The organism is Myxococcales bacterium, assembly GCA_016706225.1.
Lineage (GTDB): Bacteria > Myxococcota_A > Polyangia > Polyangiales > Polyangiaceae > JADJKB01.
In genome coordinates, this window is the sequence record JADJKB010000003.1 from 93,904 (window position 1) to 115,950 (window position 22,047).

The 22,047-nt window shown below is 66.6% G+C and carries 14 protein-coding genes; 5 read left to right on the plus strand and 9 right to left on the minus strand.

From position 1 onward, the window contains the following. Positions 1-20: 20 nt before the first annotated feature. The 5 genes from IPI67_02350 to IPI67_02370 all read right to left on the minus strand — a co-directional run bounded on the left by IPI67_02350 (position 21) and on the right by IPI67_02370 (position 4,359). Positions 21-608 (minus strand): class I SAM-dependent methyltransferase, encoded by a 588-nt coding sequence (locus IPI67_02350; protein MBK7579022.1) that lies wholly within the window; start codon positions 606-608, stop codon positions 21-23. A gap of 246 nt (positions 609-854) precedes the next feature. Further along, entirely contained in the window at positions 855-2,306 is a 1,452-nt protein-coding gene (locus tag IPI67_02355; protein ID MBK7579023.1) for a cyclic nucleotide-binding domain-containing protein, read from the minus strand. Beyond that, positions 2,303-3,349, minus strand: coding sequence for an alpha/beta hydrolase (locus IPI67_02360; protein MBK7579024.1), 1,047 nt, complete (start codon positions 3,347-3,349; stop codon positions 2,303-2,305). Before IPI67_02360 ends, IPI67_02355 begins: the two co-directional genes overlap by 4 nt. 102 nt (positions 3,350-3,451) lie before the next feature. Further along, positions 3,452-3,943 carry a hypothetical protein gene (locus tag IPI67_02365; GenBank protein MBK7579025.1) on the minus strand — a complete coding sequence of 164 codons (492 nt, stop codon included), beginning with the start codon at positions 3,941-3,943 and terminating at the stop codon, positions 3,452-3,454. Then, positions 3,943-4,359, minus strand: a complete 417-nt coding sequence (locus tag IPI67_02370) for a YjbQ family protein (protein MBK7579026.1) — start codon at positions 4,357-4,359, stop codon at positions 3,943-3,945. Before IPI67_02370 ends, IPI67_02365 begins: the two co-directional genes overlap by 1 nt. A 46-nt stretch (positions 4,360-4,405) precedes the next feature. Here IPI67_02370 and IPI67_02375 point away from each other — a divergent pair, with 46 nt between their 5' ends. After that, positions 4,406-5,344 (plus strand): YihY/virulence factor BrkB family protein, encoded by a 939-nt coding sequence (locus tag IPI67_02375; GenBank protein ID MBK7579027.1) that lies wholly within the window; start codon positions 4,406-4,408, stop codon positions 5,342-5,344. Between the two features lie 14 nt (positions 5,345-5,358). Here IPI67_02375 and IPI67_02380 read toward each other — a convergent pair whose 3' ends face one another. The 3 genes from IPI67_02380 to IPI67_02390 form a co-directional block, all read right to left on the minus strand. Then, positions 5,359-6,309, minus strand: a complete 951-nt coding sequence (locus IPI67_02380) for a hypothetical protein (protein ID MBK7579028.1) — start codon at positions 6,307-6,309, stop codon at positions 5,359-5,361. 124 nt (positions 6,310-6,433) lie between these two features. Continuing rightward, complete coding sequence (locus IPI67_02385) at positions 6,434-8,503, minus strand: fibronectin type III domain-containing protein (GenBank protein MBK7579029.1); 2,070 nt, start codon at positions 8,501-8,503, stop codon at positions 6,434-6,436. A 49-nt stretch (positions 8,504-8,552) separates the two neighbouring features. Next, positions 8,553-10,433 (minus strand): hypothetical protein, encoded by a 1,881-nt coding sequence (locus IPI67_02390; GenBank protein MBK7579030.1) that lies wholly within the window; start codon positions 10,431-10,433, stop codon positions 8,553-8,555. A 107-nt stretch (positions 10,434-10,540) separates the two neighbouring features. On the opposite strand from IPI67_02390, the gene IPI67_02395 reads away from it, so the two are divergent. Together IPI67_02395 and IPI67_02400 are read left to right on the plus strand one after the other, a co-directional pair. Further along, on the plus strand, positions 10,541-10,777 hold the full coding sequence (locus IPI67_02395; protein ID MBK7579031.1) for a hypothetical protein: 237 nt from the start codon (positions 10,541-10,543) through the stop codon (positions 10,775-10,777). Continuing rightward, a complete protein-coding gene (locus tag IPI67_02400) occupies positions 10,774-11,364 on the plus strand; it encodes a PilZ domain-containing protein (GenBank protein MBK7579032.1) in 591 nt (196 codons plus the stop codon). The genes IPI67_02395 and IPI67_02400 overlap by 4 nt, the downstream gene beginning before the upstream one ends. Before the next feature lie 66 nt (positions 11,365-11,430). Here IPI67_02400 and IPI67_02405 read toward each other — a convergent pair whose 3' ends face one another. Beyond that, positions 11,431-13,530, minus strand: a complete 2,100-nt coding sequence (locus IPI67_02405; protein ID MBK7579033.1) for a hypothetical protein — start codon at positions 13,528-13,530, stop codon at positions 11,431-11,433. Between IPI67_02405 and IPI67_02410 the strand changes: the two genes are divergently transcribed. Further along, positions 13,529-13,900 carry a hypothetical protein gene (locus IPI67_02410; GenBank protein MBK7579034.1) on the plus strand — a complete coding sequence of 124 codons (372 nt, stop codon included), beginning with the start codon at positions 13,529-13,531 and terminating at the stop codon, positions 13,898-13,900. The genes IPI67_02405 and IPI67_02410 overlap by 2 nt on opposite strands. Before the next feature lie 102 nt (positions 13,901-14,002). Continuing rightward, positions 14,003-22,036, plus strand: a complete 8,034-nt coding sequence (locus IPI67_02415) for an RHS domain-containing protein (GenBank protein ID MBK7579035.1) — start codon at positions 14,003-14,005, stop codon at positions 22,034-22,036. The last annotated feature ends 11 nt before the right edge of the window (positions 22,037-22,047 follow it).

Below are 22,047 nucleotides of genomic sequence, written 5' to 3' on the forward strand. Positions count from 1 at the left end.
GCGGAGGAGCAAGGCGCCGCTCAGCACTTTTCACTGAACACGAGCACGTACTGGTACGGCAATCCGTCGAACCTTCCACACTGGGCGAAACCTGCAGCCGTCATCTCTTTGACCACGACTTCGGGGGCGAGTTTGTGCGAGTCCGGCGGCCCGACCGGAAGTTTGCCTTGTTTGAAATCGACGATCACGACCCGCCCCCCCGAGGCGAGCTTCGGCCGGAGGCGCCCGAAGTATTCCGATCGCTCTGTGAGGTGGTGATACGTATCGACTACCAAGATCAACTGGACCGCGGCGGGGAGCTTGGGGTTGTCCGCCGTACCGAGCACTGGCACCACGTTGCTCGTGTGCTCGCGCTCGGCCCGCTTCTGCATGTGGGTGATCAAGCTCGGTTCGATGTCCACGGCGAAGACCTTGCCCTTCGGCAGGGCTCTGGCCAGCCGGCTCGCAAAGTATCCGGTACCCGCTCCGAGATCTGCCACCACCGCGTCCTCGCCCAACGCGAGGAACTTCAGCAGCTCGTCGGGTTTTTGCCAGGCGTCACGGGCGGGGTCGTCGAAGACCTTCGCCCAACGCTCGGGGTCGTCGAAGCGGTGGTTGGCCGACTGCATCGCGTGGTTCGAGTGCGACGCATGCCCGTGATCTCCGTGATGGGCGTGGCCTGCCCGAGGCTCCGCGCCCGAAGCGGCGGGCGCGGACGACGGCGCGGCATTGGTGGCTGCGGCCGGAGGGGCTGCCGGCGCGCAGCTCCCGGAAGCGAAAAAGAACAACAGACTGGGCAGAACGACCCGAGCGCGACTTTGCATTTTCAACCTTGCGATTAGCACGCGCGGACCCGAGCCGTCGCCCACCTTCGTTCACCCGACGCGGCTCTTTTTGAGCTCCGTAAGTTCCCGGTTTGCATCCAGAAAGCGCTCCGCCAGCGCGGTCACGAAGGTCCGCATCCACGAACGCGGCCCGCACTCCTGCTCGAGGGCGTCCAGGGTGATCTCCATCACCTCGACGTCATCGAGCGCGACGACACTGGCAGTGCGGGGCTGGTCGGCGAAGATCGCGGCCTCACCAAAGGCCTCGCCGGGATGCATGATGCGCAGCGACTCGCGCTTTCCGTCGCGCACCCGGTACGCCTCACAACGCCCGCTGTTGATGATGTAGGCCGCGTCGGGTTGGTCACCCTCCCGTACGATCACGGTGCCGGCCGGCAGCGCATGGGTCCGGAACCAACCTCCTCCCCGCATGAAGTCCGAAATGGCGACGTGGAGCTCTTCGACACTCGGGTAACGCGCTGCGGGATCGCGGCTGAGCGCCTTCATCGCAATGCGGACCAGGCCTGGGGGCAGCCGCAGATGGGTGACGACCTTCTCGGGATGCTCGATCTGCCCGCGGATGCTCTTCTCGATGGCCTCCTCCGACGTTGACGCCGCATGAGGCGCGCGCCCGGTCAGGATACGATAGAGGATTGCACCGAGGCCGAAGACGTCTGTGCGCTCGTCGATGTCCGCAACGCGGCCATCGGCTTGTTCCGGCGCCATGTATGCCGGCGTGCCGAGCACGGCTCGAGAGCGTTCCGCCGGTGGCCGTTCGTGGGCACCGAAGGCCCCGGCATCCACACTCAGATCGGACGGACGCGCGCCGGCCGACAGGCGCGCGATGCCCCAATCCATCACGTAGACCTGACCGTGGCTGCCCACCATCACGTTGTCGGGTTTCAGATCTCGATGAACCACACCGCGGCTGTGAGCGAACGCCACTGCGTCGCACAATTTGAGAAAAACCTCGAGCAATTCCTCGATGTCGGAGCCGGTGAGGCCCTGCGTGTGCGCCCGGGCGATCAGCTCTTTCAGCGTCTGCCCCTTCACCCATTTCATGCTGATGCTGTTGACGGCACCGTCTTCGTCGACGCCGATGTCGTGCACCGGAACGATGTTCGGGTGGTCGAGCTGTCCGGTGATCTGCGCCTCCTCTAGGAACCGAGCGGCGGCGCCCGGCAGCAGGCGCACCGAGTCGTGCAGGCGTTTCTCCGCGACCGTACGCAAGAGGGCGTGATCGAAGACTCGGTGGACCACGCCCATGCCGCCGCGGGCGATTTCGCCTTGGTCTTCGAAGCGCTCGGCGCGATGAACCGGTACGGTCGCGGAGCGCTGGGTGCTCGGCTGACCGTCCGCCGCGTGAACCCGCACACTCTCGTTGAGCTCCGACTCGTGAGCAAGCGTGTCGGACTCCGCGCCGTTGACCGCAAGCTGAAGCGGCTCGGACTGGCTCTCTGGTTTGGCCGTTGGTCCAAGTCGGCGCGTTCTGTCGTCGCTCACCGGGACCCTCGCTCGAGTGGGGACTTGTCGTCTTCCAGCGCTCGAGCAGGCCCCAGCTGGCGTTCCAGGAATGCGTACGTGTGCCCCCAGCAGCGCCGTGCGTTGGGCGTCACGATGAGCGCATGAAAGGCGTGGAGCTCGCCTTTGTAGTATCGCGCCTCACACTCGACACCCAGCTTGCCGAGGGCCTCGGCCAGCCGCTGGGTGTCGTCAATCAAAGGGTCGGAGGTGCCACAGGGGGCGAAGAACGCCGGTAGCGGTCGGGACGGCACGTCGCCGCGCTCGAGCACGATGAGGGGGTCGGCCAGCTCGAGGTCCTGAGGTTCGTGAGCGGCCAAGTCGCCGAGATAAGCCTCGCTCACCTCGCTCAAGCGATCGTGGATGAAGCCACTCATGTGGGGCCAGCGCCGGCGAAACCGGGCGATGTCGCTGACGTGGTAGATGCCGCAGGCCGCCACCACGGCCTTGGGCCGGATCCCGCTTTCGAACACCCGTGCAGCCCACGGCTCGGGGCGCTCGTAGCTGGTCATCAGCGCGAGTGACGTCACCAGGTTCGCGCCGGCGCTCTCGCCGGCGAACACGAGGCGATCGAGATCACCGCCGTAGCTCTCGGCGTTCTTCCTCACCCATTCGAGCGCAGCTGCCGCGTCGCGAACGGCGGCGGGAAATGGGTGCTTGGGCGCGAGTCGGTAGCTGATGTTGAACACGAGGTATCCGCGCCGGGCGAAGGCGAGCCCCATGATCCAGTGGGTCTCCTTGCTCAGGATGCGAAAACCGCCGCCGTGCACGTAGAGCACGACGGGCACTCGCTCGACTTCGCCCCGCGCCAGGGATTTCGGTCGATAGATGTCGAGACGATGCGCCGGCAGGCCGGTGTCGTCGTACGGCACATCCCGAATCACCTCGACGTCGTGCCGCGCCGGCTTCGATTTCGGGTGCAAGCGCCCCATGCGCGCGAGGCCGAGGAAGAAGTTCTCGACCATGACGGAGCCCGCGTGTTTCCGGAGCCGGGTGCGCAGACGGGGAGACTTGTCACGTGACATGGCTGGGGGAGTTTATGCCGGCGCGCGGCGGCTGTCTTCCTGGCTGTCGTGAGCCGGATCAGCGAGGGGGCGCTGCCAAGCGCGACCGCGGGCACGCGCGCGTCAGCTGCTGACGCGCGACCAGACCGCGCTCTGGTCACCTGTGTAACAAACGTCGCCTTCGTGCACGAACTCGAACTGGTAGCGCACGATGTGCCGGGTTCTGCCCAGGCGGACCTTGGTCGCCGTGCAGGTGCACTCGATCGGCGCGCCGGGAGGCACGAGCTTGCGGAACGTCGCGCCGTGGATGTGGGTGCCGTAGCCGATCCAGCCCTCACGATGCCGCAACCCGAGCAGGTAGTAGGCGTGCACGAACCCCAGCATGCCTGTGGCGTGGATCATCGCAGCGCCGGCCACGTGCCGCGGGTGGCGGTCGGGATGGGCGCGTTGATCCACCATGAACGGGATCGGGCGATCGGTCGGCATGCTACAGGCCACTCGCCCGGCGGCCGCGTCGATCAGCGTCAAGCGATCGAACAGCAGCACGGTTGGGTCGTAGGGCAAGTCCGCCAGGAACGCGGGCTCGAACTCACTTGGGGTATTGGGTAGGTCCATCACTCTCCCATGACCATTACAACGACTCGGCGTGTGTGGGGGCGCGCGCGGTGCTCCCACAGGTACACGGCCTGCCAGGTTCCGAGGGCGAGGCGCCCGGCGATGATCGGGACCGTCTCCGAGGTCTTGGTGACTGCTGCGCGCGCGTGGGCGGGCATGTCGTCGGCCCCTTCGGCGTCGTGGGCCCAGTGGCGGGACTCGGGCGCGAGCTCACTCATCCAGTCTCCGAGGTCCCTGAGCACGTCGGGATCAGCGTTCTCGGAGATGACCAGGCTGGCGGAGGTGTGTTGAACGAACACCGTGCAGACGCCGTCTCGAACCCCACTCGCCTCCACCACCTCTCGCACGGAGCCGGTGAGATCCGAGAACCCTCGGCCGCGCGTGCGAACCTCCAACACTTGCTGATGTACCGCCACGCGCCGTTCGTATGCGATGATGCTCGGCTGAGCAAGAAAAGACCCGATGTCCCGCCTGAGCTCGAAAATCGAATCACTCCTCTCACGCCTGGGACAAGTGGTCGTCGACTACATGGATCGCGGACCCGCGCGGCGGGGGCTGTACTCGCTGGGCATGGGCATGGCGCGCCACAACGCGGCGCGCATCGCCAGTGCGATGGCGTTCAACCTGTTCTTGGCCGCCATCCCGATGCTGGCGCTCGCAGGCTGGCTCGCAGCTCACCTCCTGGGTCAGAGCCACGAAGCCATGGACGTGATGTCCCTCTACATGAACCTCACGCCGCTCGAGTTGCACGACATCGTCCAGAAGAATTTTCAGCGTTTCAAGGGCGGCGCGGTGGCTCCCATCGCAGTCGTCGGCTCGCTGTGGCTCGCGTCGAGTGCCTTCCACATGTTGATGAGTGTGTTCGAGCAGGCGGTCCGAGCGAAGCGGCGCCCGTGGTGGAAAAAACGCCTGATCGCGCTGACCTGTGTGCTGGCGTGTAACTTGATCTTCGCGGGCAGCACGGTGCTCGCAGTGGCCATCGCCGGCGGGCCGTCGCGGATCCTGGGATTCTTTCAGACTGGCCAGGAAATGGCCGCGGAGCGTGTGGCAGCCATTGTCATTGCGCTGCTCGCGGCAACCGTCGCGCTCGCAGTCTTTTTCCGGATCGCGGTCGACAGGCCCGGCCTCAACCGCCGCATCTGGCCGGGCGCATCGGCAACGGTTGCAATCGGCGGCATCGCCTCGAGCGCATTCGGTTACTACGCTCGAAGCATCCAGAGTTTTGCCGTATTCTACGGCAGCCTGGCCGCCGTCGCGATAGCGCTGGCCTGGCTCTGGATCTGGTGTGCGGCACTGCTCTTGGGAGCCGAGCTCAACGCTCAGCTCGAGGGCGGTGAGCGCGTCGCACCGCCGAGCACGATTCGTCTCGGGCTCAGACCGAGACGCCTGACCGACGTTTGACGGCGGCGCTCACGCTAACCCGCGTCGCCAAGACTCCCGAGGCCGCAGACACCAAAACCGTCCGGTAACCCGGTGACACTCAGACACTTGCCGCTTCCACACTCGGGCTTCGAAGCGGTCGTGGAACACAACTTGAGACAGGTCTCGGTGGACTTGGAGCACAGGTAGCCGGCCGCGCAGGGGCAGGCCTCGCCAACTCGCCCGACGCCCGGCGTCACGCAGCTCGTCGTACCGTCGTCTTTGACGAGCGCGCAGGCCGTCCCCGGCTTGCATTTGCATTGTTTGGTGCTTGGGCACGGGTACGGTTCGTCGAGACTGCACCCATCCGCTGGCACACAGACCGGGACGGGCAGGGCGGCCTCACCGCTCTGGACCTTGAGCGTGCGCTCCGCGCAGAAGGCGCCGGCGCCGCAGGTCGCCGACTCCGCGCAGCAGTACGGGCGACACGCGGCCGTCGTCCCTTCGCTGACACACGCCAGCCCCGGAGAGCAGTCGCTCGCGGAAACACACGGGGAGCCGCTCTCACCACTGCCAGCCAGAGCACACTCCGTCGTCGGCTGGCCCGCCATCGAGGTCACGCCACAACCGTATTTCGTCAGCGGCGCTGCGTCCGAGTCGCCGGCGCTCGCGTCGTCCGCGGCCGCGGCGTCCGGAACGCCGAGGCCGGCGTCGACATCCGGCGGCGCCGCACACTCGCTGGGGTTCGGGTCATCGGGTAGACACCCGCTCGTGCCACACAGCGCATTCAGGCTGGACGGCTTCGCGTCGGGCTGACTGTCCGGCACCGGTACGTCCGCGACGATCTGATCTCGACCGGCATCTTCGGGGTTGCAGGACGGTCCGACACAGGTTCCGCCGGCGCCCGCTGCTGACTGGTCATCCACGGCGGTGCAGCTCGTCGCGGACAGGACGGCGGCACTGCCAACGGCGGCGACGAGGAGCAGAGAGTTGAAGAGGTGACCCATCGCGGGGCGCCAAGAGAATGTAGCAGGAGATCACAGAGCACGCCGCGTGCCGCCGCGCAAATACCGCGGGGGCAGCTGCGCCCTTTTCCCTACCCCATGACAATCCTGTCATGGGGCGGAGCGCTCACTTCAAAGAGACGTTGCGCACGACGAAGTTGTTGGCCTTGTCGTAGACGCGGATGCTGACGAGCTGTGCACCCGCCGGCGCGAAGCTCGATAGGTCGGCCTCGAACGCTTCGCTCTGCTCGTCGAAGATGCCGTCTTTCGGCTCGAAGGGGTACCACTCGTCGGAACCCACGACGCTGACCTCGATGCGCTGAATGGGCCCGACGCCGTCGATGGCGCGACCCGAAATGCGCCGACCGGTGACCTGCAGTCCCTCGATGCGCGGCGCCGTGTTGTCCACCAACACGACCCCGCTCTCGAGCGTGTGCTTGCGCACCCGCCCCGGCGGATTGGACAGCTCGTCACTGGCCGTAACGCGCACCCGGTACTCACCCTCGGGCAAATCCGACGTCTCCCAGGAGTAGGTCTCGCTGGTGAGCTTCTCGGTCGGCTTCGTCAACTCGTACCAGGTCGTCGTGCCCACCAGGCGGTACTGGAGTTTGTAGCGGAGTTTGTCCTTGTCGGGGTTGTCCACCTTCCAGGTGAGCGCAACCTTGGTGCTGGCCGTGCCGTCGACGGGGCCACCCGACTGAGGCACCGCATCCGACGAGCTCGAGCTCTTTCCGCCCGTCGCCTCGACACTCGTGATGACGGCGCGAAGGTTGTCGGTGACGAAGGGGACCGTGAGCTCCGACAGCACCGCGGTTGCGTCCTTGTTCCAGCGGGCGCGCACCTGCAGGAAACGAGCGGTCGGTGCGTCCGCCAACCCCGGCGCCGCGAGCCCCTTGCCCCATGCGCTCCAGGTGTCATCAGGGTCCTTGCTGTTGCCGCTGCGAGTCGAGAGCTCGAGGGGGCCGGTCGATACCCAGCTCATGCGTCCCCACTTGGCGCGGATCCCGGCGTCGAGCACCTTGCTCGTCCAGACGCTGTCGTTGCCGCCGACTCCTCGGACCGAGTGGAACACCGCCGGGTCACTCGAGACCACGAACTTGTTCTTGCCCGACATCGACAGCGCTCCGACCATCCGCTCCTCGGTGTCCGCGACCAGCACCGAATTGTGGGCGTCGTCCACGCTGTAGACGCGGCCTTCCGCCCCGGTTCCGACGTAGGGTTTTCCGTCGTCGCCCAGGGTCAGGCTGGTGAAGTGCTCTTCCTTCTCGTCCAGGAGCACGTCCGGCGTGCCGTCGGTGTCGAACTGCACCAAGGTGCCCTTGCCCTTGGTCTTTGGCGGCTTCTGGGTGGGCCCCGCTGCACCGGGGGCCATGCGGTCACGACGGGTCGGCGCGTACGCCCCCGACTGGATCTCGTTGGCAATCGCGAAGACCTCTCCCTTCGCGTTGACACTGATGGCCCGAACCTCGGTGCGACCGAAGTCGTGCATGACGGCGCCACGCCCGGGCCCGGTCACCTTGTACAGCTTCGCCTTGTCACCGGAGCCGGCGTAGACCGTGCCGTCCGGCGCAACCGCCACGCTCATCAGGTGCTGTTCGGGCGCATCGAAATAGACCTGCGCGGTACCGTTCTGATCGATGCGGAACAGCTTTCCTTCGGGGCCCGTCGCGGCGAACACACTCTTCGATTTCTTGTCGAAGGCCACGGACCAGATGTGCTCGGCCCCTTTCAGGGTGGCCAGATCGGTCACCTTGCCCCGGTCCAGCTTCATCAGCTTGCCGTCCGGCAGGGTCCCCATCACGACGGTGCCGCCCCAGGCCTCGGCCAGCGACGTGATGACCAGGGCCTTGGTCTCGGCCACGGTCGAGACCTTGCCTGCCTTGAGGCGCAGGAGTTTCCCTTCGTTACCGGTGCCGAGCAGAAAGCCCCCGTCCTTCTCCGGGAGCACGGCCCAGATGGTCGAAGCGTCGCTGACACTCGTGGCTCCCAGGGACAGCCCCGCGCGGACCTTGCCGCTCGAGTCGACGGCCACCCCTTTCAGGTCACCGCCCTTGAAGTCGTCGCCTTTGTCCAGCGAGAAGGTGCGTGTTCCCACCGCAAGCGCAGTCGACGCCACGAAGAGCGTGCTCGCTCCGGCGGACAGGATCGCGAGCCGAAGCGCGCCGTTCTTCACCCAAGAATTGATTCGATGAGCCACGTTGAGGTCCTTACTTTCCGTCCAGAGTCGCGGGTCTTCCCAAGAGTTTTCAGCGCAAGACCGGCCTGACGGTGACGTCGACGCGATCTTGCCCGACCATGAACTCGCCCAGCGGGATCACCGTGCGAGACTCGGAGCGAAACGAATCCGGAGCTACCGACGCCGTGGTCGGGCGGATCGCGTCCAGCGCTCCCGGCGGCAGGTGCTTGGCGATGCGCCCCTTGTAAGCCACCGCCCCGTCCTGGTCTTGATAGGAGACGACGATGGTCTTGAGGGGGAAGAGCGGGTTCTGCAGGTTGTTCACCAGCTCCCCGACGTTCTCGGGATCGGCAAGATCGCGGCGCTCGAGGTAGCCAGGACCGATCTCGAGGCTGACAGTGCGCCCGGCCAGGTGCTTTGGCATCGGCACACTGATGACCTTCGTGACTTCCTTGCCACCGTAGGGGACGAGCGTGAGGCGGATGCGCGCGTTCTCACCGGCGTCGACCTCAGCGTCGAGCAGCTCGGCGCCGCGCAGGCGCATGATCTCGCGCGCGTACTTGAGATCGATCTCCATCTCGACGCCCTCGAGGATGACCGGCTCCCAGGTGTTGTTGAGCAGGCTGCCCACGGCGCGCGACAGGTTCGAGCGGATGAACTCGTTGGGATCGGGTGTTCCCCCGATGCTCACCCCGAAGTCCTCGAGCACGATGCTGCCGTACTTCTTGACACGCAGCTTGCTCTTCGCGGTCCAGCTCACGTCCTGTTTCTCGTTGGCGGTCGCTTGCAGGGCGCTGCCGAGCGCGATGGCGAGGAAGGCCGGGGTCATGAATTTTTCGTGAGCGACCTCGAAGTTCCATTCCTGATCCGGCGCGCCAGGCACACCGTGGATCTTCATCTTGATCGGGATGACCGGGGCCTTCGCCGACTGCGAGACGACGATGCTCGCCTGGCGATCGGCCACGAGCGCGCCCAGCGGGCGGACGGGCATTCCGATCTTGAAAGAGCGCATGTCGCTGGCCAAGAACCAGAGCACACGTCCGATGGCCGTCGGCAGCGCGGTAACGCCGGATTCCATCATCGGGTGACCAAACGCCACCAGCTTGTCACCCTCGACGCGGGTCACTGTGCCGAGCCCCTGAGCGCTCATGTCGCCACGGATCAGCTCGACGCCGATCGCGCCGCCGTCGACGTATTTCGTCGGAGCGTCCTTCTCCACGCCGCCGCCACCGCCGGCCTGGAGCGGCTCGAGCCCGAGCGGGGAGAGCAGCTCCTTGGCCAGCTCGACCGCACCGCTCGTCATGCCGCCGATCAGAAGCGGTGTGGAGACCGGAACCGCCGTGCCCGAGCCACCCACGGACTTCTGCTGGCGCTTGGCCATTTGTTTGGCGTGCTCACCGAGATCGTAGGCGGCGAGTTTGCCCGAGAAGCGGTTCTGGGACGCACCCCGCGAAGCGTGTTTCGGCTGAGCCTTGGCGCCTGCGGCTCGCGGCAACACCGAGATGGGCCAGCCATCGATGGTCTTCGGCAGCGGGCGCTCGAGCTCGTCGATCATGTTGCGGATCGGCGTGACCCCGGCGACCGGCTCCTTGCCGAAGGTCCAGCCGTAGGCGTAGGCGCCGATCATCTTGCCGTTGAGGTAGATGGGGCTGCCGCTCATGCCGGCGACGACCTTGGCCACCTCCAAGCGGGGGTGTTTGGTCTTGACGAGGATCAACTCCTGGCGCGGGCGGAAGTTCCTGAGCACGTCGATGACCTCGACGTCGAACTTCTCCGGCTTGGTGCCCTCGAACACGGTCAGGCCGTAGCCCTTCATGCCAGGCTTGATGTCCTTGACCGGCATGATGTCAGCGCGGGTCGCCGTCCCCTCCGCCCGGGCGCTCTGCAGCGCGGGCAAGGTTGCAAGGAAACCGAGGACGGTCGCGGAAGCCAGCAGGATCGGAAAACGCACGGTGCGGCAGTCTAGCAGGGGTTTGGAGGAGGGTTTCGAAAAGACTGGCCCCAGGAAATCGCGAGATTTCGTCGAACATCCCCGCGATCAGCTAGGATCCAGCAGCCTTGGACGCCGCAGTCCTCATCGCCTTGGTGGTCTCCTTTGCCGCCCTCCTGACGGCGCACGTGGCGCTCGCCTTCGGGCTGACTCTCGAGCGCCCGCGCTGGCGCGGCCCCCTGGCGCTGGTGGTGCCGCCGCTCGCACCGTACTGGGGCATGGAGGTCGGTATGAAACGCCGCTCGGGGCTCTGGGTCACCGCACTCATGGTCTACGTGCTGGCGAGAATCGTGGCGGAGCTGTGAGGGACGCGCTCGTCGCCGAGTTCATCAGCTTCGTGCGCCAGAGCGCGATGCCGGAGGCGTTCGTGGCGGCGTATCAGCAGATCGCGCAGCAGTTCCTGCGGAGCTTTCCCAAGCTGCGCCCAGAGCACTTCGGGAACGAAGAGATCGAGGCCTTCCTGCGACGTGCTGCCGAGTCCGGCGCCAGCGAGCATCAGCTGAAGAACGCGCGGACCGCCGCGGAGGCCCTGGTTTGGTATTTGAAACACCGGGCACGTCCCTCGATGCAGCCCCCAGCCATGACCGCCGGGCCGCCCAGCCGCATCGAGGAGCGGATCTCGTTCATCCGCGACGTCCAGGTCACCGATCTCGGCAGCTGCCGCAGCTCGGATCTCAGCTCCAGGGGGATCTTCATCGAAACGCTCTCGACACTCTCGGTCGGCAACGAGCTCGAGCTGAGCTTCCGCCTCGAGCACGACGACCCTCCGATCGCCGTTCAGTGCCGGGTCGTGTACGCACACCCGATGGGCGCCGGCCTGTCGTTCCGCAACTTGACCCCCGACGTGCAGCAACGCATCGAGCGTTATCTGACCATGGCGCGGGGCGGGTGAGCGCTGGGCGTTGACTCGGGCCCGCGGACGGAGCCGGGGGTGGCGGGCAGTCCTGTGCGGTCGCGGCTACTCTTGCCAGCTGATGGCCAGGCGCACGGTCGCGGGTTTGCCGTCACCGGTACACGCGAACGCAGCCGCAGTCAGCGCCTTGTCGATGCAAGCGCTGTCTCTTTTGTTCTTGGCACCGGTGATCACGCGGGACTTTTGCACGGCTCCGGCCTCACTGACGGCTAGCTCGGCGACCACGAGACTGCCCGCCGCGAGCCCACAGCGTGCGAGCGACGGCGCCAAGGCATCGAGGTTGTCCACCTGGAGCCGGCGCACCGACGAGTAGTTGCTCTTGCCGTCTACCTTTCGCTCGACGGTGTGCCAGTCGTCGGAAGCGTGGAGGTTGGACGAGGCGTCCACCACTCGCAGCTCCGGGCGCGCTTTGCCCACCAGCTCTTTGGCCTCGTAGTGGAGCACCAGCTGGGAGCGCCCCTGGGTCGCGGTCACGCCTGCCGACTTCGAGAGCGCCGCGCACAAGCAAGCCTCGCGACGCCCCGCGGCCCCCTTCACATCGTCGAGGTTCTCGAGCTCGCAGCGGGCGCTGCCCTCGAACAAAAGCTTCACTCGTTCGTCGTCGGCACCCGCGAAGCACGCGCTGAGCTCGCTGGCCCGATCCGTGAAGGCCTTCGTCGCCGGTTGGCAGTCATGAAAGCCGTGGCGCTGACACAAGGTCAGGGCACCAACGGTCACCTCACCCCGCGGGACGAAGCGGCCGCCGAGACCACCGAGGAGCCCACCGCCCTCCGGCAGGGGCACCAGCGCGGCGATCGCCTGCTCGTAGCGCTGGACGCGCTCGAGCTTGGGATCCCAGCCGCCGGTCAGCGTGTGTTTCACCGTCTGCCAATCCGAGAGCTGAACCCAAAGCCGCTCGGGTTCAGTCTTGAACCCGGACACGTGGATCACATCCGTGGTGAGCCAGCCTTGGCCGCTCACCCGGCGCGCCGCAGGCACTGCCTCGTAAGCGCAGCGCGCGCCCGCCTTCGAGATGGGCTCGAGCTTGGCGTCCACCGCGGTGAGCGAGATCACGTCGTGGGTCGGCAGGACGGAGGCGATGCGCGCCGCGAGCTTTGCCCGGAGCGCCCGCCGCTCCTCACGAAATAGGTCGTCGTCTTCGATGGGTAGAACGGCGACCTTCTGGCGTTCCTTCTTGGCGGATCCATCGGGCGAAAGCGGCGGAGACGCTGGTGGGGTAGGCAGGGAAACCGCGGCGGCGGTCGGCGGTGCGTTGGCGGGGCAGGCAGCCCGCGGTGCACACGCTTGCAAGAGCAAGGTCGCACCGGCGACCAGCCCGCTTCCGGTGAGGGTTGGCTTCATCGTCGGGATCGAGTGATAGCGGCGCGCGAGCGCGGGCGACACCCCACGTGCGGGCAGCGTTCTCTCAGCCGCTGCTGGAAGAATCGGTGGGCGCATCGTCCGCCGCGTCGGTTGCGGCCTCGGAGCTCGCGTCGGTCGCCGCGTCGGTCGTTGCATCGGTCGTTGCATCGGTCGTTGCATCGCTACCGCCGTCCCCCGGCTGACCCGGGACACAATCCTGGGCGGTCCGGCTTCACTCGGCACGTTGGCCGGATCGACACACCCCATGTTGGGACCGCCGATCGCCGAGATGTCGACCTTGTAGCTGCATTTGCTGGCGGCGGTGTTGCAGCACCCCGGGAGCGTGCCGATGACGGGCACCCCGGTGAGCGGCGGGCAGGACGTGTCCGCGTTGCCGGACTGGTCGAGCTCGAAACAACCGCCCTTGATGCCGATCTGGTCGGCGAGCGACTGATCGATGTCCACACCGCACTTGTCCTTGGCGGTGCCTGCGCAGCACGGGGGCAGATCGGTGATCACGATGTTGTACGACGTGCACGTATTGGATGAGCACGTGATTTTCGTGACGGTGGTACCCCCCGTACCGCCGGTACCCCCCGTACCGCCGGTCGCACCCGTGCCGCCGGTACCCCCCGTACCGCCGGTGCCACCCGTCGCGCCGGTGCCGGTGTCAGAGCCCGCGTCCTTGCCGCCGGTGCCTTTCTTGTCGTCGCTGTCGCTGTCACCGCCGCACGCCGGCACGCCGTAGACGACGAACGCCCCGAGGCCCAAGCCGATCATCAGTTGGAAGGATTTGAACTTCATGACGCACTCCGGTCTGGTAGCGGCGCGAGCCGACGTGGTGTTCCCCAGGCGCGGGCAGCGTACCAGATGCCATGGCAGCACCACAGCAGTATCTAACGGCACCGGGCCACCGCCCCCGACCCCGAACTTCGCGTTTCTGGCGCAAGTTCTCCTCGGGGCGTTCGTCTTGCGAATCGAGCCCCGCTTCCCTGGCCGCGCGCGTTTTCTGAAACTCCTCGGCCTCCGGCGTCAGGAGAAACGTCACGAGACCGTGCAGCTTCTCGACGGCAGCGCGGAGCTCGTCGAGCGTCACGCGAAGGTATTCGCACTGCACAAGAGCACGCCGCGCAAGACGCTCGACGATCTTCGCGAGCGCCGCGACGCACGCTGACGCTGCGTCACATTCGGTCGCGATCACCGCGTCGTTTTCTCCCTGAAGCACATCTGCGACGTCAGCCCCGGCCCAGTGCTTGCTGACGATGCCGAGGCCGTCGTGGGCCAGAACGTGACGGTCAACGGCACGGTCAGTGCGAACCGCGTGCGGATCAAGCAGGGCGGCTCGGTGAACGGGGACGTGCGCACCAACACCTTGGTCAACAACGGGAACATCAGCGGGGCCACGGTCACGCCGCTCGCACTGCCTCTGTCGATCACGGTTCCGCCTTTCCCGACGTTCAGCGCGGGAACGACCGCGGTAACACTGGAGCAGCGCGAGGATTTGACACTCGCCGCCGGGAGCTACGGCGACGTCTTGCTGAAGGCAGGCACGACTGCCGACCCGACAGTGCTCACGCTGAGCGGTGGCATCTACAACCTCGGCGGGCTCAACCTGGGCGACAAGAGCCGAGTGGAGTGCGCGGCAGCTTGTGAGATCCGAATAAAGAACCGTCTCGAGCCCGGGCAGGGCGCGTTCATCGGACCGGCGGCGGGATCAGAGATCGGTGCACCCGATATTCAGATCTTCGTCGAGGGCGTCAACGGCTCGAGCGGGAACCTCGGCGGTACGCCCAAGGCCGCCGCGATCGGATTCGACAACGTGCTGCAAGCCAGGTTGCTAGTGCCCAACGGAACACTCTGGCTCAAGGCCGGAACCGTCGCGACCGGAGTCTTCGTCGCACGCGATGTCTCTGTGGGCGAAGGCGTCTCGCTGACCAAGGACGTGACGACGCCGTGTGCCGGCGATCCCAACGATGGCAACCCATGCACCGCCGACTCCTGCGATCCCGGCACCGGACAGGTGCACCATGACCCGCTTCCGGCCGGATCGAGCTGCGCCAACGCGACCGTTTGTGACGGTGCCGAGACCTGTAACGGTGCCGGGACCTGCCAACCCGGTACTCCGGTGGTCTGCACCGCGTCCGATCAGTGTCACGACGCTGGTACTTGCAACCCGGCGACCGGCGCTTGCTCCAATCCCCAGAAAGCGAATGGAGCGAGCTGTAACGATGGGAACGGCTGCACGCAGAGCGACAGTTGTCAGTCCGGCACCTGCACCGGCGCGAACCCCGTCGTCTGCACCGCGAGCGACCAGTGCCACACCGCCGGCACGTGCAACCCGAGCACCGGGGCCTGCACCAACCCCGCGAAGGCCGACGGCTCCTCCTGCGACGACTCCAACGCCTGTACCCAGACCGACACGTGCCAGGCCGGCACGTGCGCCGGTGGCAATCCGAAGGTCTGCACCGCGAGCGATCAGTGCCACGACCCGGGAACCTGCGCGCCTGCAACGGGGGTTTGTTCCAACCCCTCGAAGGCCGATGGCGCGAGCTGCGATGACGGGAACGGTTGCACGCAGACGGACACTTGCCAGACCGGCGCCTGCGCGGGCGGCAGCCCGGTGGTCTGCACCGCGTCCGACCAGTGTCATGTCGCCGGCACTTGTGCATCCGCCACTGGGGTTTGCTCGAACCCCAACAAGGCCAACGGCTCGAGCTGCGACGACGCGAACGCTTGCACGACCGGCGAGAGTTGCTCCGGTGGAGCGTGCACCGGCGGCACGACTGTCGCCACGGATGACGGAAACCCCTGCACCGCCGACGCTTGCGATCCAAGCGGTGGCGTCACGCACACGCCGGTTGCGGCCGGGACGTCGTGCGGCGATTCGAATGTCTGCAACGGCGCTGAGACGTGTGACGCGGCAGGGGCCTGCCAAGCGGGGACGCCTCCTTCGGTCGACGACGGCAATCCGTGCACCACCGACGCTTGCGATCCGCAGGCGGGAGTCACCCACACGCCCGTGACCGCGGGCGCGTCATGCGCGGATGGGGATCTGTGCAACGGCGACGAGATCTGCGACGCGGCGGGGACTTGTCAGCCCGGCACGCCGCTAGGCATCGACGACGGCGACGCATGCACGGCGGACCTCTGCGACCCGGGCACAGGAGGAGTAACCCATCCGCCGGCACCGGCCGGGACGCCGTGCAACGCTGACGCATGCACGATCGGAGCCTTGTGCGACGCGGCCGGGGCGTGTTTGGGAGGGACTCCGATCTCCGTCGATGACGGAGACGCCTGCACGATCGATCTTTGTGACCCGGTGACAGGCCCACGTCATGTTGGATGCTCGCCGCTGGACCGCACGGTGTCCACGAATGTCCTCGACTCGATGAGCTGGATCTTCTCCGGGACGAACCCGGTGCAATCGGGCGTCGCGCCTGGCACGATCGACGCGCGGCGGGCCGCTGTGGTCCATGGCGAGGTCCGAGACCGGGCAGGCGCGCCGCTGCAGGGCGTCGCGGTGAGCATCCAAGGCCACCCGGAGTTTGGGCAGACACTCACCGACTCGAACGGTGGCTTCGATCTGGTCGTGAACGGTGGTGGCGAGCTGCTGGTCTCGTTCTCGAAAGCTGGCTTCCTGCCTGCGCATCGGCCCATCCGCGTGCAGTGGGGCGAGATCGGCCGAGTCTCGGACTTGGTACTCGTTTCGCACGACCCGGTGGTCACGGAAGTCGACCTCACTTCTCCGGTGGCGTTTCAGGTGGCGCGAGGCAGCGTCGTAGCTGACGGCAACGGCGCTCGCCAAGCGACGATGCTGTTTCCCACCGGCACCTCGGCGGTGCTGGTGATGCCCGATGGGACCACCACGCCCCTGACCTCGTTGCACATGCGAGCGACGGAGTACACGGTCGGGGCGAACGGCCCAAAGGCGATGCCAGCACCGCTTCCGTCGACGAGCGTGTACACCTACGCGGTCGAGCTCTCGGCGGACGAGGCGATCACCGCTGGAGCGGCGAGCGTCAGCTTTGACCAGCCGATTGTCGTCTACGTCGACAACTTCCTTGGCATCGCGGCAGGCAAAGTCCTTCCTGTCGGCACGTACAATCGCGGGCTGGGTCATTGGGTGGCCGAGCCCAGCGGTTTCGTGCTTCGCATTCTGTCAGTTTCCGGCGGAGCGGCCGTGATCGACGCGACCGGAGACGGTCTCCCCGACACCGGCCCGGAGCTCGCCGCGCGGGGCATCACGTCGGCGGAGCTTGCGGAGCTCGGCTCGCTCTACTCAGCTGGAAGCAGCGTGTGGCGGTTGACGTTGCCACACCTCACAGCGGTGGATTGCAACTACCCCGGGAAGAAGCCCAGCAGCCCGCCTCCGCCTCCTCCGAAGTGGCCAGGCGGGGGTGGCAACGGCGGGACCTCCGGTAATGGCGGCACTGCTGGTACCGGAGGCTCGGGCGGCTCCGGTGGGTCCGGCGGCTCGGGCGGCACCGGCGGCTCGGGCGGCACCGGCGGCTCGGGCGGCACCGGCGGCTCGGGCGGCACCGGCGGCTCGGGCGGCACCGGCGGCTCGGGTGGCACCGGTGGCTCGGGTGGCACGGGCGGCTCAGGCGATACCGGAGGCACGGGCGGTTCAGGCGATACCGGCGGTTCGGGCGGTTCAGGCGATACCGGCGGTTCGGGCAACACCAGTGGAAATGCGGGGTCCGGCAACACCGGCGGATCCGGTAACACCGGCGGCTGGGGTCCGCAGCCGGGTCCGACTCCAGATCCCAACGACCCCTGCGGACAGGGAGGGGCCTCGACACTCGAGTGCCAGAGCCAAGTTCTGCAGGAGAGCGTTCCGCTGGCGGGCACTCCGTTCGAACTCGTCTACTCGAGCGACCGCACGTTCGGACGCCGGAACTCCCGCGCTCTAAACGTGCTGTTGAGTGGCCCATCGGTGCCGCCCGATCTGAAGCGCATCGACCTGGAGATCAGCGTTGCCGGTCAGGTCACTCGTCAGAGTTTCTCGCCGTTGCCGAATCAGGACTTCCAGTTCGTGTGGGACGGGCGGGATGCGTTCGGGCGTCTGACGCAGGGCAGGCAGCCTGCACAAGTCACCCTCGATTGGGTATTCGACGCGATCTACGAAGAGGGCAGTTCCTTCGCCGACTACGGCACGGGGGTCACTTTGGATTTCAACGCGAGCCGCGCCGAAATCAGCTCGCGACGGGTCTTCGGCGGTCCGCTCGGTCCGTGGGACTCGAAGCCCATGGGTCTAGCTGGCTGGTCCATCAGCGCGCACCACGGCTACGACCCAGTGGGGCAAGTCCTGTTCAAGGGTGATGGCACGCGCCGAAGCGCCCCGGACCTGCCGGCAGTGATCGCAAACGTGCTCAGCTTGGCCGGGGTGGGCATTGCCACAAACGTTGCCATCGCGGGTGATGGCACTGTGTACGCTTCCGACATTTCGGCGCAGGTCATCTGGCGCATTCCGACGAGCGGTCCGATTACCATCAAGGCCGGCACGCAGAATCTCGCGGGCTACACGGGGGACGGAGGGCTCGCCACGAGCGCGCGGCTCAACGGTCCCCGTGGCCTGGCCCTGGCTCCAGATGGAACCCTCTACATAGCGGACCGGACCAACCACGTCGTGCGCAAGGTCGCCCCGAACGGGATCATCACCACGGTGGCGGGCACTGGGATCTCCGGCTTCACTGGGGATCAGGGCCTAGCGACATCGGCCCGGTTGAGCGGGCCGACGGGGGTCGCGCTGGGGCCGGACGGAGCCTTGTTCATCGCGGACTACAACAACGGACGTGTGCGCCGGGTCGGCGCAGACGGCAAGATCGCGACCAAGGTAGGAAACGGCGGAGGCGGCAGCTCGACGGTCAACGACGTGCGCGCGACGACTGCAGTCGTGTGGCCGCAGGGCATCGCGTTCAGCCGAACTGGTGACCTGTACATCGCGGACAACATCGTCGGACAGGTGCGCTACGTCGATAGCGCGGGCTTCATTCATCGCCTGGGCGGCTGCCTCGTGTCCGGGTGTCCTTCGACGGACGGCATGGTCGCCGTGGACGCGGCCATGCTTCCGACCTCCGTCCTGCCGCTGGACGACGGGACAATCGTCTACACCGACGGAGGCGGTCGCCCAACGGTTCGAGCCATCACCCCCGAGGGCAACATCCGAACCTTCGCGGGGACCTTCACCGGAACCGGGATCCCAGCCGTTGAAGGCACTCCGGGCCGCCTGGCCACCATCGGCGCGCAGGACGTCGCGCTGGCACCCGATGGTACTCTTGTCGTTGCCAGCGGTGGTGCTCCCACGAACAACGTCTGGCGTCTCGCACCGCCGCTCCCCAAGCTCGGCGGCGTCGGAGGCACGGGCTACGCAGTCGCCGGCGCTGATGCCGGGGAGGTCTACACCTTTGACTCGCGCGGCCGACACCTCGAAACCCGCGACGCCCGCACGGGAGCCACGCGTCTGACGTTTGGGTACGACAGTGCGGGGCGGCTGGCATCGATCTCCGACGCCGACGGCAACATCACGACCATCGCGCATGATTCGGCAGGAAATCCCGTGCAAGTCACTGGGCCCTACGGGCATGTGACCTCGCTCGACGTGGACGCGAATGGCTATCTCTCCAGCATCGTCAGCCCTGCGAACGAGGTTGTCAGCGCGAGCTACACGGCCGATGGCCTGATGACGTCGTTCACCGACGCGCGCAGCAACACCAGCGCGATGACCTATGATGTCCTCGGGCGTGTTGTCTCCGACGCCAACGCCGCGTCTGGGGTTTTCGCTTTCGACCGCGCTGGTGACTACTCCGGCTACAGCTCATTCAAATCCACGGCGCTCGGCCGCACGACGACCTACGACGTGGACCTGCTCGCGACCGGGGGCGAGCTTCGGACCAACACGTTCCCTGACGGCACCGTGTCGACGCAGCTCCACCCTCTCAACGGCACGGAGACGATCACGACGCCCGACGGCACCGTGTACACGATGACGGAGAAACCCGATCCCAGGTTCGGGCTCAACGCGCCGGTCGTCACGCGAACAACGCGCACGCCGAGTGGCCTTCTGCGCACCGAGACGTTGACCCGGACGGTCACCGGCACCAGCCCCAGCGACCCCTTCGCATTCACGCTGCAAACGGATCTCGTGAACGTCAACGGACGTATCACGCGCACCGAATTCGACAAGCCCACGCGAACAACGACGATCACGAGCCCGGCCAGCCGAGTCACGAAGACGTTTCACGACCCGCAGATGCGAGTCACGCGCCGAGAGGTCACGGGCATCACCCCCGTCGACTTCGTCTACGATTCGCGGGGCAGGCTCGCGACGGTGACGCAGGGTCCGCGCACGCGGAGCACGACCTATTTCAACACCGCCGACGCCCGCAACGGCTACGTGCAGTGGGTCACGAACGCCCTCAGCCAGACCACCAGCTTCTCGCCTGACGCGACAGGTCGTGTCCTGCAACAGCTCGACCCCGACGGTGCGCTGACCAGCTTCTCCTGGGACGGCAACAGCAACCTGACCAGCGTGACCCCGCCCGGCCAACCGGCTCACGGCCAGTCCTTTACTCCCGTAGACTTGCTCTCGGCCTACACGCCGCCGAGCGTGCCGGGAGTGCCGGCCCCGGCTACACTGTTCGCGTACAACGTGGACAAGCAGCTGACGCAGACAACGAGACCCGACGGCTTGCTCGTGGGCAGGACCTACGACGCGGCGGGCAAGCTCGACTTGCTCACGACACCCACCGGCAACGTGGACTACGACTACTTCGGGCTGACGCCTTGCCCTAGCTGCGCACCGGGACGACTTCAGCGCATCACCGATCCGAGCGGCGTGGTTCTCGATCACAGCTACGATGGGATCCTGCTTAAGAGCCTGACGTGGTCGGGCCCTGTCGCCGGCAGCGTGACTTTCGGCCACGACGCGAGCTTCCGGGTCACCAGCGAAACGGTGACGGTGGGCGCGACGACCTCCCCGGTGGCCTTCGGCTACGACAACGACGACATCCTGATCTGCGCGTCGCCCAGTTCGTGTTCGCCGGGCGGAACGGACGCGCTGAAGCTCACGCTGAACGCTGGCAACGGCCTCGTCACCGGGAGCACGCACGGCGTGGTCGCCGATACGCTGACGTACAACGTGTTCGGGGAGCTCGCGAGCTACACGGGCAAGGTGGGGGCGACGAACGTATTCAGCGAGGTCGTCGACACGGCCAGCAACCCGCGCGACGCCCTCGGGCGCATCGTGCAGCGCGTCGAGGCCAACGGAGGCGCGAGCACGACGTGGCGATACTCGTATGATCTTCGCGGGCGGCTCATCGACGTGCAGAAGGATGGATCGCTGTTCGAGCACTTCGACTACGATCCGAACGGGAATCGCACGCTGCTGACGACGCCGACCGGGACCACGGCCGGCGTGTACGACGCCCAGGATCGGCTGCTGAGCTACGGTGGCACGAGCTACACGTACACCGCCAACGGGGAGCTGCGAACGAAGACCGACTCATCCGGCACGACGACGTACACCTTCGACGTGCGCGGGAACTTGGTGCAGGTCGACCTGCCGAGCGGCGACGTGATCCAGTACCTCGTCGACGGTCAAGATCGACGCGTCGGCAAGAAGAAGAACGGCGTGCTCGAGAAGGCGTGGCTCTACCGGGATCAGCTCAACCCGGTGGCGGAGCTGGATGGGGCCGGCAACCTGGTGGCGAGGTTTGTCTACGGGTCGAAGAGCAACGTGCCGGAGTACATGGTGCGGGGCGGCGTCACGTACCGGGTGCTCTCGGATCACCTCGGCTCGCCGCGCGCGCTCGTGAACGTCGCGAATGGCGCAGTGGCCTGGCGCGCGGACTTCGATGCGTGGGGCAATCGCACCGTGCAGTCGGGAACGGCTGATTTCCTGCCGTTTGGCTTCGCGGGAGGGATGCTCGATGCGGAGACCGGGCTGACCCGGTTTGGTGCGAGGGATTACGACCCGATGGTGGGGAGGTGGACGGGGAAGGATCCGGGCAGCTGGGAAACGAACAACGGAAATTCATATGCTTACGTCGACAATGACCCGGTTTCCTACCAAGATCCGACTGGCTTCGGCCCTGGATGCAAAGCTTGCAAACATGATGCGTATGGCTGGGTGCTTAAGTGCGGCGGGAAGTGCAACTCGAAGTACCCGTATGGAAGTATTTTCCGCAGCATCTGCCAGGAGGGCTGTTCCACTGCTTATTCCGGACTTCTCGGCTCCTGCTATGTGCTCTGCGTGACCGAGGATGCCGCGGACGCCTGCAAGGCGGCCAAGAAGAAGTACTTCCCGTAGGCGGATGCCGA

Bases quoted from the DNA above. Each gene is read 5' to 3' on its own strand.
- IPI67_02350 (MBK7579022.1), bottom strand. From the start codon at position 608: ATGCAGTCGGCCAACCACCGCTTCGACGACCCCGAGCGTTGGGCGAAG.
- IPI67_02360 (MBK7579024.1), bottom strand. From the start codon at position 3,349: ATGTCACGTGACAAGTCTCCCCGTCTGCGCACCCGGCTCCGGAAACAC.
- IPI67_02365 (MBK7579025.1), bottom strand. From the start codon at position 3,943: ATGGACCTACCCAATACCCCAAGTGAGTTCGAGCCCGCGTTCCTGGCG.
- IPI67_02375 (MBK7579027.1), top strand. From the start codon at position 4,406: ATGTCCCGCCTGAGCTCGAAAATCGAATCACTCCTCTCACGCCTGGGA.
- IPI67_02380 (MBK7579028.1), bottom strand. From the start codon at position 6,309: ATGGGTCACCTCTTCAACTCTCTGCTCCTCGTCGCCGCCGTTGGCAGT.
- IPI67_02410 (MBK7579034.1), top strand. From the start codon at position 13,529: ATGACGCACTCCGGTCTGGTAGCGGCGCGAGCCGACGTGGTGTTCCCC.
- IPI67_02405 (MBK7579033.1), bottom strand. From the start codon at position 13,530: ATGAAGTTCAAATCCTTCCAACTGATGATCGGCTTGGGCCTCGGGGCG.